The organism is Ruminococcus sp. MSJ-25 (assembly GCF_018917825.1).
Taxonomy (GTDB): domain Bacteria; phylum Bacillota; class Clostridia; order Oscillospirales; family Ruminococcaceae; genus Hominimerdicola; species Hominimerdicola aceti.
In genome coordinates this window covers 1-11,830 of the sequence record NZ_JAHLPI010000013.1, presented here as the reverse complement: position 1 = coordinate 11,830, position 11,830 = coordinate 1, and the positions used below count along the sequence as shown (strand labels likewise).

Sequence of the window (11,830 nt, the reverse complement as noted above, 5' to 3'; positions counted from 1 at the left end):
GTTTGTAAAGAACAATGCCGACATGGCTGTGCCGAACAGCAGTGAGCCATGTCACTTGTTCTATTTGTACCCTCAGAACAGAGAGCAGATCATTTAGCAGAGCATAGAATCAGGTGATTGAAAAAATCAAGGTAAAGAAAATTAATGATCGTTGGTTATATGTTAATGTCCTTTTTCTATGCTCTGTGATGATATGGCGGTCTGTTCGTCGGGAATGGGGGCTGTGGTAAGCGGCAGGTCGCCCTTGTAGCGCTCTATTATATCTGCCGCATTATAGGGGTATGACAAGATGATGTCAGAAGCTGAGGCTATGAGCCACCACCTCATGTCATATGCGTAGCGTATCTGTTCGGTGTAGTTATCAATAAAATTGCACCATGGTATCCAGAATGCGCAGGCTTTCCTGTCAAGGATATCAAATGCACTGCCTAAGCTCATGTTAGGGTCTTGTTTCAGCACTTTTTCAAGCTGTATCTGAAGTTTGGACAACAGAAATCTGTCATTGGCAGGGTATCTGGTGTTTGAGCCCATGCAGAGTGTGTTCAGATAGCCTAAGTATTCTTTGACGTTTATGGCGTTGTATATCTGCACTTCCGGAAGCTGACGATTTAAGACGAGCATTTTTCTTACATATGCCGAATAGCATCTTATCTCGTCCTCACTGTCAGTATCAGCGCTTATTATCTGCGCATATGTGTCAAGCTCGTCCATAAGAGCCACAAGCTCGCCAAGGGTCATATCCTTGCAGTCACGGATATTGATATGGAAATATTTCTCTATCTGCTCTGCGATGATGTCAATGCCTTTCTTTTCACCTGTTTGGGTGCTGTAAGATGCCAGCTTCACAAGCGGCAGTTTCATTAGATCTCTGACGGCTTGCTTTATAAAGTGCAGGTCAGAGAATTGATCTATATTTAGTATCATTGTTTTTGCTCCTTTTCGTTTTTTAAATACTTATCTGATGATCTTTTTGAAGCATACTGTATGGTGCTATCTTGTCTGCAAGCATAGCCTGTCTGCCTGAGAATATCACATAGACCTTGTCCCTTGGCATACAGAGTATGTTGTCCATGGTCTTTGACGCTCTGTCCGCTATCATTCTTGCAGTGTCAGGGTCGTTGCAGCCCATGAAAAGCAGTGTGTCGCAGTTGTTTATGATAGTCTTGGCGGCGTTTGCGTCATACATGGTGGCAAGCTGTGACAGGCTCTGTATTATCAGCGATGCGTAGATATCTCTCGACCTTATGGTGGAGATGTTCTTGTCGAAGTTACTGATATATGCGCTTGTAGCACCAAAGTCGTCAAGTATCATATGCACAGGCACTGGAAGCCTGCCTTTAGGGCTGTTATCAGCTTCTCTGCACAGTGCCTGCAAGGTCTGGGTATAGAACAAGCTCACAAGATTGTCGAGATTATGCTCTGTGTCACTTGTCTTTATGAATACTGCGGTCTTTCTTCTCCCTATATCCGCAAGATCAACGGATATCTTGTTGTTAAAGATGTATCTCAGCTCTTTCATGTTGAAGCAGTTGAGATGTGAAGCGGCTATTCCTGCGGTGGAAGCGAATGTTCTGTCGGAGGGTCTGGTCGCCTGTGTTTCTGAAAACAGCCTTGTAGACAATGTGTTGGGATTGTCTTTTATCCATTTGACGAAATAAGCGTCGCCGTTGTTTTGGATATATGTGTGGAAAAGCTCCAACACTGATGTCATGTTGTGATACTCTTTTGGCAGGGCCTCAAGAGCGTATGCTATCGCGAACTCTATCATTGAGGCGGCGCTCATATCCCAATATGGCTCTTTACAGCCACTGCTCACAGGAGATATTGCGTCGGCGATAGCTTTAACGTCAGGCTCGTATATACTGCCGTCTTTGTTTCTTTTTACCGCCGCCAATGGGTTATAGCCCTGACTTTTCTCAGGCTCTGTAAAATCGAGTTTTATAATGTTATAGCCTTTAGCCCTCAGTTCGCCTGCGAACATATCATAGAGCAGCCCCTTGACGTCCTGCAATATGACTGATGATTTGATGTTTTTTAGCACAGAGCAGATGTAAGAGCCTGTTTTGCCGCAGCCTGAATTGCCTATAACAAGGACGTTGTTATTAAGCCCTGTGACCTTTGTGTCCTCCAAGAGTTCAACGCCCTTGGCGAGAGTTCTTTTACCGTATCTTTCTCTTGGTGCAGTGTAAGTAGGTCTGTCGCATGTGATTCTTTGTTTACTCATGATTTTGCTCCTTTAAATTAATGTGTTGATGATTTTGTGTGCAAGACCGAAGTCAACAGCTTCTTTCGCTGTGTAGAATGAGTCATACTGTGTGACCTCGTAAATCTCTTCAAGAGTTCTGCCTGTGCGCTCTGCTATTATGGAAGCGAGAGTTTCACGCATTTTGTTCAGCCCTGCAAGATGTTCTTCTATCTCTTTTGACTTCTGACCGCTGAAATCTGCTTTGCCGAAGCTGGGGTCATGTATCATTATGCGGGAGTGCGGAAGTATCTCACGCTGGTCTGCCGCAAGGTATATGACAGCACCCATTGAAGCGCAAAGTCCCACGCATACGGCTCTGACCTTTGAGCGTGTCATTCTTATAGCGTCATACAGTGCAAGACCGCTTTCGCAATCACCGCCGGGAGAGTTTATATATAGTGTTATCTCCTTATCTGCCTGACTGTCCATTAGCATAAGAGCCTTGATGATGTCAGTGCAGTTTTCAGAGCGGATATCCCCCTCAAGAAATATCTTTCTTTCACTTAGCAGGTGATCGTCAAGATTTATGCGTTCGATACCTCTTGAACTTTCGACTATTTTGTTTAGATCTGATCTCATTTTTATCTTTCCTTTCTTGGTGTGTGATGAATTAGTAAAGTGTTATTTTCTTTCATTATACAAGTAGGAGTGGCTTTGCCACTCGACCCTGCCTGCATAGCATTAGCGTCAATACTCAGGGACGTTTGAAGAGAGAACGTCCCTTTTCTTGACATTGACGTAGTACATAAGTACAGGAGATGAAAAATATTTAGTAGCAGACTTATTAGCTGTCTACCATTATATCCACCGGAGCAGCCATGCTGCTCCCACCCCTCGTTCCTATAACAAGTCCCAACAGTGTGTGTGACAGGAACGTCTGAAGAATAAAAGTAAAGTCATACCTGCGTGCACAAATATGACTTTATCAAAAAAGATAGGAGAAAAAATTATATGTGGTAATCACCATTCTTACCAATATACCCATAGGAGCAGCGTAGCTGCTCAGCGTTCGTCCTACCAGCGTACGGCATAGGAACGGATATGTGACAGAAAAAAGAAGTCATACCTGCGTACACAGATATGACTTTAAAAAAAGGAAATGTATCGAAAAAATTGGAGAGGATGATAGGTTGGAGTACCTATCAATAAATATACAGGAGCAGCCTGCTGCTCCATAGAGTGTTCCTGTAATGTGGGAATTAAAGTTGAATTGAAGCGGCTGAGCCGCTTAGAAAAGAATAATAATTCGTTTGATTTGTGCATACAAAGACGAATTATAAGAGTATTAGAGATAGAATAATATTGTGCTAAGCAAGTTTTAATAAAATACTTAGGATAAATATCTTGATGATAAGCTCTGTGAAATAGCCGATTTAAAGGCGTTTTAAAAATATTTGATGTGCGGATATTGATTTTTTTGAAAATGTGCAGTATAATATAGGAAAAGCCGTAAATACGTTGATATAGGGGGATGAAAAATGCGTTTCAAAAAGGCAGAGCTTGATGTCAGAACAAGATACATTGCTGACTTGGAGAAAAGTCTTACTACATATTTCAAGGATTATAGGAACGAGCAGAAAAGCATAATAGAGTCACTGCTCAAGGGGCATGATACTGTTGTAAGGCTGAGAACCGGCGGAGGCAAGTCGCTTTGCTTTCAAGCCCCTGCTATCATATCTCATGGCGTGACTATCGTGATCTCTCCATTGCAGGCACTTTGCAACGATCAGGTGGATAACTTCAATAAAAAATACTGCACTGAAGCTGTGACGGAGTTCAATAAAAAGTATGCGGAGGCTCACCCTGAGTGTGCAGGCTTTCTGTCTGATAAAATGCCTAGGGCAGAATTTGACCTGTCTGTAAGCAAGCTGGTCAAAAATAACAACGATGATAACACGGAATGTAAGCTTTTGTATCTTTCCCCTGAAATGCTCAACAAGCCAGTATACAAGCAGGAGCTTATTGAAGCCGTCGCTTCTGGCAAGCTGAAAATAAGCATGATAATATTTGACGAGGCACACTGCTTATCAGAGTGGGGCTTTAATTTCAGAGAGAGCTATTTTCAGATATGCAGTACCATAGCTCGCTTGAAAAAATATCAGGAGATACCTATGGGTGTTTTTTCTGCATCACTGACCCCTGCAAATGCAGATCAGCTTAAAGTTTTGCTCGATATGAAAAAAACAAAGGAGTTCGGCATTTGCACTGATAGGTCTGCTGACATGGGAGAAAGCTCGCTGTCGGTGAAGCGTGACGACCTGAATGTTTTTATCCTAAACTGCGATAAGAGCAATTTGGATAATGATAAAGACCTGCCAAAGCTTTATTATCTTTTGGTGCTTCTTAATAATATAAGCTTCAAAAAGTGCATCGTATACTGCAACACTGTAAAACAGGTCGAATATATAAGTAAGCGTATTTCAAAAAATCTTGCGAAAAAGGGCGGGAAGCTGTCAAAGGGCAGTATAAGCTATCACGGCAAAATGTATCACAGTGCAAGGCTCGGTGCGGAATATAAATATGCAAGCAAGGAGTTGGGTTATAACATTATCGTTGCAACAATGGCGTTTGGAATGGGTATAGATAACAGCGACGTTGACCTTGTTATACATTATGCTATTCCTGAAAGCATTGAAACATATTATCAGGAGATCGGCAGAGCAGGGCGGTCTGCTGATGATAGAAATAACAACGTAATAATGCTGTATAAAAATGAAGATAACTCGAAAATAGAAAAAGGCAATGAAAAAGAAGAAACAGCGAGCCAAGAGGAGAAAAAGGAAAACGATACAGCCCAGGATCAAAATGAAGTCAGAAAAAGACGTTTGGTGAGAATTGAAACGAAGAGAAGGTATGTGTATACTGTAAATAACGTGTTCTTGGAATCGTCTGTTATATCAAGACTTGATGACCGCACAAAGGGCGCTTTTAAACTGTCAAGAAGATATTCCTTTGACATGATGAAGCGGTATGTTATGGAAAATCTGGAGCATCAGCCTGTAACAAAAGAACAGGCGGTAGAGTGTCTTGGCAACAAAATGCAAAAATGCTATGATAAAATGGCACTCATACCATGCGATCAAACTGTTATTGACGAATATTTCAATGGCACAGAGCTGGAAAATATCATAAACGAATATATACGAAACAGTATCATGAGGGCAGAAGTTCCAAAGAAAAAATTACTGCTCCAACGGGTCAAGCCGAAAAAACAGACCTCAAAGATAACCTCTGCCGATGAAGTAAACAAGGACCTTAGGCGTGTTATCGGTCAGATAAACGAGCTTTATATAAACAATACTCTTCTTGCCAATGAGATACGCAATTTCAATTGGTTTTATAAGCCTGATGAAAATGGGACAGTTTGCAATAAAGGAAATGTCATAGCAGAAAGGGTCTTTCTTGAAGCTGAGGTCGGCAATATAGAGGGCTGTCGCTTTTACGACAGGTCAATGGAATGGAAAAAAGAGCTTGAAGGGGATTTCATGCTTGAAAGGCACGTTTTTAATGACAGTGCGTTTATATACATAAGACCTGCAACATTGTCGGGGAAAAAGGAATTTGAAATAAGATATCATGCGCAGAAGATACTTATGGAGGATCTGAAAAGCCAGAGGGAAGAATATTCTTTGAGATATGTGTATTTTTACACCGACGTGAACAGGGGAGGTGCTACTAAGGGCAGACAGAGATTTGACCTTGTTATCACTGCGGCTTATAAGATAGATAAGGATATCTTTGACGGCATTATAAGCAGTAATAAGGATAGCACCGACAAGGATTTTTTGCAGGTATTAGGTTACACACAAGGCGATAAGTATGATATCCGGCTTGGTTTTAACAAATGGGAAACGGACAGGCTCATAAGAAAATATAAAAGGGAAAATGATGACCTTTCAGAGATAAAAGAGGACGAGCGTGCGGTATCATATATAGACAAGAAAATAAACAGGCTTTTGGGAGAGAAAGAGATACAAGGGCTTTATGACGGGCTGTCAGGCAAAAGAAACGATCAAGAGGACTATAACTACAGAGTAGCTTTTGTGAAAGGTCAGCGCAGAAATGATATCTGTTGTACCTTATGGTATCAAGACTGCACGGCTTATGAAAAAGCACCGCTGACATACTTTGATATGTGTGTGTTTGACGCTGTTTGCACTATATGGAACAATAACAGAAAGGATTTTTATCTCAACACCATATTGGAGATACTCAGCGGAAACGAGGACATTAGATTTTCACGAAATGCACTTAAAGACAAGCTAAGAGAAAGCGTAGAAAAGCTCCAAAGGCTGAGGATCTTTATAGCCAGCACTGAAAATGCTCCGCAGAAAGTAAGTGACGGCATTTGGGAACGTTTTATCAACGTGCAAAGGGGCGAGGATTCCAGCGGCAGAGAGGTCTATGAGATAAAGTCCTGCCCGAGGCTGTGGACATATGCAGTGGAGGCGCAGGAAGGGCAGATAGCACGAGTGCCTTTATACAAACTAGACGGACGGAGATATTTCAAGCTGGACAGTGGGCAGGACGGTTTCGATTGTTCTAATATCTCAGCGCTGTGCGACCTTTTGAATGATCCCGATGAACGTATTAAGATCATCAGGAGAATGAAAAAAGAGTCAATACTTGACCCAGAATACAAATGCAGCATATGGAAAGTTGTTTTGCATTTTTATCTTGCCCACAGGCTGTCCATAATAAAAAGAAAGAACAAGATGAGATTTATAAGCTATGATACGATAGTGAAGCTTATGGAGGACTATCTGCCTGAAAGTCTGAAAAACGGCAAGGAGAAGGAATTGCTTCGCCAGTGGAGCTTTTGCTATATGACGTGGGCGACCCTGCCAAGGCAAGAGTATCATTGGTGGGTCTGCGAGGAATACTTTGACGAAAAAACGGATAGTCCGGTGGGGATAGTGATAAAAAGAAAAAAGCTCGAGAGGTGGGGGAATTGATAGGTGATAAAAGCAAGGCTCGGCTTTTTTTCCCTATCTTCGTGTGCTTTTTTTGTGCATTCATATAAAATATTGGCGTTTGGCGCAAAATGTCAGGATAACCCATTGACGTGTCGTGCATAAATTGGTAAAATGATATCAGAGTGTTTATATACAGCCATTTTTTTAGTTGTACTCTGCGAGATGCACCAATTGTTGTGCATTTCGCGTGATATAATTATCTCATAAAATAAACAAGGTGCTTTTATCATGAGTACATAACATGGTTTAGTAAAATATGACAAGCGTCAGCAGCGATATTGCAAAACGCATAACTACAGCGAGTCGCTGTGGAAGTTTCAGGGAATAGTAGCTTTATCAAAAGCTTTTTCACCGAATCGGATTTAATTCCATTAAATAAAATTCGGCTCCAAAGCATTTGAATCTTGTGCTGACGCTTGTTATTATTTTTTTGAGGTGACAAAATGAATGATATTGATAATGATATCATAAGGATCTCAGAGGAGCTTGATGTTCCTTTAAAAAAGCTTTATATGCTTAGCAACAACCGAATACGCTATCATAAACGAAATCAGAAAAAGTGTTATTCAAATTACCGCAAGGTGATAATACATCGTGGCAGAGGGCATAAAAACAGGGTGTTAAAAGTGCCGAACGAATATCTCAAGCTCGTTCAAAGAAGGATACTTGAAAGGTATCTTTACACGCTGTCCGTATCTGAGTATGCCACTGCATATTGCAAAAACTCCTCGCTTTTGAAAAATGCAGAGCCGCATATTGGTCAACAGAGAGTGCTTAAACTCGATGTTTCAGGCTTTTTTGATAACATTGATTTTGGCAAGGTCTATGGGGTCATGTGCGAGCTTGGATTTTCTAAGCCTGCTACAACGCTGCTGACAAATATATGCACTTATAACAGCATACTGCCACAGGGTGCGCCAACATCTCCGCAGATATCGAATTTGGTGATGAAAAGATTTGATGAGAGGATAGGCAGGTGGTGTGGAGAGCGTGGCATAAATTACACAAGATATTGTGATGATATGACATTTTCAGGCGGAAAAGCTACGCTTGACGCCAAAGAGATAACGCAACTTGTGAGCAGGGCGTTGCGGAAAATGGGTTTTAAGCTGAACATGAAAAAAACGACGCTTATCGGTTCATCGCAGCGTCAGCAGGTAACGGGGATAGTGGTCAACGAAAAGGCGCAGATCTCGTCGAAGCAGCGTCGGGAGATACGTCAGGAAATATATTACTGTGAGAAATACGGAGTTTCCCAAAGCCTGTTTTTCAAAGGTGCTGACATTACGCCTGAGAAGTACATAAATTCGCTACTTGGCAGGATATCCTTTGCATTGCAGATAGACCCTGCGGACGTGAAAATGCATGAGTATTTCAAGGTGGCGAAAAAACTCAAGAGTGAGGTGTGCGGGGAAAAGTAGGGCAGAACATGGAAGGTATGAAACTTCAGATAACAAAAGCTCGGAAACAGCACAATGTGCTATCTCCGAGCTTTAAGCTTTGGTGACCCGTACGGGAATTGAATTAAATTTTTCAGTTTTTCTAACTTGCCGTGATATGGATTTTATCCCGTATCTACGGCGTTTTTTAGTTTTAACGTGTTTTATAATCCTGCCCTTTATCGTAACTTTTCGGAACGTGTAAAGGGCAGACAAAGGACAACGTTATGGTCATACTCCTGTTATTTTCTTTTGAGAAGAACATCAACCAAATAATATGGAGGACACGAAAATGAAAAAAATATTCTCGATGAACTTTACGACTATGACCTGTTCCACCTGACCGAGATTGAAGATATGGACGGTTCATACAAGGCAGCCCTTAATCGTAACATCAGAAGTTGACAAGAGTGGTAATCCGATAATTGCGAGCATAAAGCCAAACGGCAAAGGTAGATATGAAGTTGAAAATGTCAGCTCTAATTTCATTACAAGTGTGTATGGGAGAAATAATTTTTCTGAGTATTTTAGGAGAATAGTTCAATCTGATAATCTCCTTTTTTGTGACAAACAAAAAAAGCCAAGCAATGTTTGAGAGATGGGGAGAACAATACTCCGAATTAACAAACAATCTTGACTTCAATATCATTGTACACCAAAGTCGCAATATTGTCAAGGGTATGCAGAAGAAAAATAATGCAGAACAACTCTCTTTCTTTGAAAATTCGACATTGGAAGATACGGAAGTTGAGAACAATGGCTGAACATCATCTCGGAGCAATAGATTTTGAACTTTCTAAGTTCAAGAACAAGTCAAGAATAGAGGGCTACAGAGCCGCATTCTTCAAGGACGATGAACATCATAGTGGCTCTATGACGCAGATTTTTCTGACCTTTCTCATATACCGATTGCCTACACTACCGATGAGATACTTGAATTTCCGATTAATGTTTTTGTTGACCTCGAAAAAATGAAGTTGGTGAAGCGGTATAATAATAACAGCGAATTTGACAGCGGAGTATATTTTGGAGAAAGTAAAGACAAAATGTATATGATTTTGGGTAATCTTGAATTTGATGAACTGGTGAGCGTCCCTGATTATGTTAGAGAAGAAATTGGAAAAGACGATGCGCTTGACATGACAAATGATAGATCGTTGTCATTATAATTTTTTCTCGAGAGTTTTCCCTGAAAACAAGTCCATAAATGTTTTAATCAATTCAAAAATGCACAATATTTGGTGTGAAAGTTTGGCTATTCTGCCGTTGACGTGTTTTCTTGCTGTATGGTATAATATAGGTGTAGAAAACATATGGGAGGTATTATTTTGGCATACAGATATAAGATTGAAATTGAAGTCGATGAAAAGAAAATCAAGACTGAAAATAATTTCACCTTTGATGAAGTTTGTGAAAAAATTCGCTCTATTTTTGCAAAACAGGGAATAGATGAAGATAAGAGCAGTAATAACGTGCTATCTTTTTTCAGTAATAAGAGAGATAGCAATGAACTTGCTAAATTTGGCGTAGCTGAAAAAGATTTGATTGACAAGCAAAACGGCATTTTAGTTTATTTGAAGAAAATAATTTGGTATGATACATTGCATGGAGCAGAGTCAAAAGAAGATGTTCTGGAGGTTGCCAAACGGCATAATGTTATATGAGTGTATCTACTTGCAAAAAGGCAATTAATTTTGATTTAGATACAAATGCACTTAAAATTAATTATGGTGGAAGTAATTATCGTGAAGCATATATTGATATAGAAACTTTCATGGAACATAATGGTTTTGAGCATAGGCAATGGTCGGGGTATATATCAAAATATGAAATGAGTACGCAAGATATTCAGATGATAGTTATAAACATGGGCAAAACTTTTCCGTGGCTTGGTTCATGTGTAAAAAAGTTTGATGTGACAGACATAGGACAGCAACACGATCTAACCGAATTGATTAAAAGTTGTTCTGCACATATGAAAAGCCATGAAAATATTAAACTTTTTGAGTGGCAAAATAGCTATGAAACCTCATGTTCAGACATCTCAATGTTAGACGATGAACCATTAGATTTGATAGAGAACAAACATAGAACTTTGTAGAAAACATATGGGAGGTATAACAATGGTAAAAGATTATAAGTATTATAAAAACTTGCCCGAACTTGATGAAGCGAAGATAGAGAGCCTTATCAGACCGAGCAATGAAGTTGATGATTTTATCAAAAAAGGGAAAGAAAAGCTCAATGACCCTGAGTTTGATAAAAAAACAATGCTTCTTTACACCATTGACGAAATAAGAGATTTTGTCGGTGAGGAGTTTTGGTCGGCTACGGAGCAGCCACAGCACATAGCAATGACCGAAGAAGAACGTTGTCTTGAACGAATGAAAGCATACTATGATAAGATTTTCAAAGCATACTATAATCAGCTTGACGGCATGGGTGAGAACCATGATTTCAGTGGCTCAAGAAAAGCTTTTTTACGCACATCGAAAAAATTCGAGATACAATTCAAGAATATGCTTTTTGAGATGAAAGTCAGCGAAGAAGATTTTTGGAAAAGGTTTGACCGCAACTCTGAAAGATACTGGCTGTCACTTTACTATCCACTTCTTCATACGCAGAGAGAACTGCCCTCAGAAGAACCGATAGAAATGCTCAGAACACACTATATGTTCTGGATAAACCATATGATAAAGGAATTTATGGACGATATGTACATTTATTCGCTTAATCTTCAAGCAGGATATTTCAGCTAAATTTGTCCACGGACAAAATGAAAAATTGACACAAAGAAATGATTGTGATATAATCTAGTTTGGAAAAGGTAAACTTAAACGGTAGGCGGTGTCCTCCCACACGGAATGGTCTGAATATTGTCAGCCGAAAGGCTCAGGCAAAATAGGATATTCGGGAGGTGATAGAATGGACTTAGCTTTCTTTGTCTTGACTATCGTGCTGATTGTCGCTCTTAACGAGCTGATAAAAAGCATAAAAAAATAACCGCCCCTCTGCAAAAGTAGCGGTTATTTTTTAATAACAATTACATATAAGGCGTTGTAAAAAAACATCGCTCAAAGAGTCGAGATTTCCTGCTTTTGGGAAATCTCGACTCTTTTTTATGCCAGATCGCAAAAATAACTATTTTGGCTGAATTTTGGGCACAGCAA

Annotated in this window: 11 protein-coding genes; 8 read left to right on the top strand and 3 right to left on the bottom strand. The window is 40.1% G+C overall.

The features are described from left to right. Positions 1-162: 162 nt before the first annotated feature. From KQH97_RS03945 to KQH97_RS03935, 3 genes are read right to left on the bottom strand one after another with little or no spacing between them, the layout of a single operon-like run. Positions 163-924, bottom strand: a complete 762-nt coding sequence (locus KQH97_RS03945) for a hypothetical protein (protein WP_216552858.1) — start codon at positions 922-924, stop codon at positions 163-165. Between the two features lie 22 nt (positions 925-946). Further along, positions 947-2,224, bottom strand: coding sequence for a VirD4-like conjugal transfer protein, CD1115 family (locus KQH97_RS03940; protein WP_216552856.1), 1,278 nt, complete (start codon positions 2,222-2,224; stop codon positions 947-949). A gap of 12 nt (positions 2,225-2,236) precedes the next feature. Next, positions 2,237-2,824 (bottom strand): ClpP family protease, encoded by a 588-nt coding sequence (locus KQH97_RS03935; protein WP_216552854.1) that lies wholly within the window; start codon positions 2,822-2,824, stop codon positions 2,237-2,239. Positions 2,825-3,723: 899 nt separating this feature from the next. On the opposite strand from KQH97_RS03935, the gene KQH97_RS03930 reads away from it, so the two are divergent. From KQH97_RS03930 to KQH97_RS03895, 8 genes are all read left to right on the top strand, one after another. After that, a complete protein-coding gene (locus KQH97_RS03930; protein ID WP_216552852.1) occupies positions 3,724-7,200 on the top strand; it encodes a DEAD/DEAH box helicase in 3,477 nt (1,158 codons plus the stop codon). A gap of 464 nt (positions 7,201-7,664) precedes the next feature. After that, on the top strand, positions 7,665-8,642 hold the full coding sequence (locus KQH97_RS03925; protein WP_216552850.1) for a reverse transcriptase family protein: 978 nt from the start codon (positions 7,665-7,667) through the stop codon (positions 8,640-8,642). A gap of 367 nt (positions 8,643-9,009) precedes the next feature. Continuing rightward, entirely contained in the window at positions 9,010-9,255 is a 246-nt protein-coding gene (locus KQH97_RS08850) for a hypothetical protein (protein WP_181987725.1), read from the top strand. Between the two features lie 161 nt (positions 9,256-9,416). After that, positions 9,417-9,635, top strand: coding sequence for a hypothetical protein (locus KQH97_RS03915; protein ID WP_118054240.1), 219 nt, complete (start codon positions 9,417-9,419; stop codon positions 9,633-9,635). After that, positions 9,632-9,829 (top strand): hypothetical protein, encoded by a 198-nt coding sequence (locus KQH97_RS03910; RefSeq protein WP_118054238.1) that lies wholly within the window; start codon positions 9,632-9,634, stop codon positions 9,827-9,829. Before KQH97_RS03915 ends, KQH97_RS03910 begins: the two co-directional genes overlap by 4 nt. A gap of 159 nt (positions 9,830-9,988) precedes the next feature. Further along, complete coding sequence (locus tag KQH97_RS03905; RefSeq protein ID WP_147343124.1) at positions 9,989-10,324, top strand: hypothetical protein; 336 nt, start codon at positions 9,989-9,991, stop codon at positions 10,322-10,324. Then, a complete protein-coding gene (gene vapD / locus KQH97_RS03900) occupies positions 10,321-10,761 on the top strand; it encodes a VapD family protein (RefSeq protein WP_216552848.1) in 441 nt (146 codons plus the stop codon). The genes KQH97_RS03905 and vapD overlap by 4 nt, the downstream gene beginning before the upstream one ends. Positions 10,762-10,783: 22 nt before the next feature. Beyond that, positions 10,784-11,419 carry a hypothetical protein gene (locus KQH97_RS03895; protein WP_216552846.1) on the top strand — a complete coding sequence of 212 codons (636 nt, stop codon included), beginning with the start codon at positions 10,784-10,786 and terminating at the stop codon, positions 11,417-11,419. Positions 11,420-11,830: the final 411 nt, after the last annotated feature.

Coding starts and splice junctions, on each gene's coding strand:
- KQH97_RS03945 (WP_216552858.1), bottom strand. CDS start 924: ATGATACTAAATATAGATCAATTCTCTGACCTGCACTTTATAAAGCAA.
- KQH97_RS03940 (WP_216552856.1), bottom strand. CDS start 2,224: ATGAGTAAACAAAGAATCACATGCGACAGACCTACTTACACTGCACCA.
- KQH97_RS03935 (WP_216552854.1), bottom strand. CDS start 2,824: ATGAGATCAGATCTAAACAAAATAGTCGAAAGTTCAAGAGGTATCGAA.
- KQH97_RS03930 (WP_216552852.1), top strand. CDS start 3,724: ATGCGTTTCAAAAAGGCAGAGCTTGATGTCAGAACAAGATACATTGCT.
- KQH97_RS03925 (WP_216552850.1), top strand. CDS start 7,665: ATGAATGATATTGATAATGATATCATAAGGATCTCAGAGGAGCTTGAT.
- KQH97_RS03915 (WP_118054240.1), top strand. CDS start 9,417: ATGGCTGAACATCATCTCGGAGCAATAGATTTTGAACTTTCTAAGTTC.
- KQH97_RS03910 (WP_118054238.1), top strand. CDS start 9,632: ATGAAGTTGGTGAAGCGGTATAATAATAACAGCGAATTTGACAGCGGA.
- vapD (WP_216552848.1), top strand. CDS start 10,321: ATGAGTGTATCTACTTGCAAAAAGGCAATTAATTTTGATTTAGATACA.
- KQH97_RS03895 (WP_216552846.1), top strand. CDS start 10,784: ATGGTAAAAGATTATAAGTATTATAAAAACTTGCCCGAACTTGATGAA.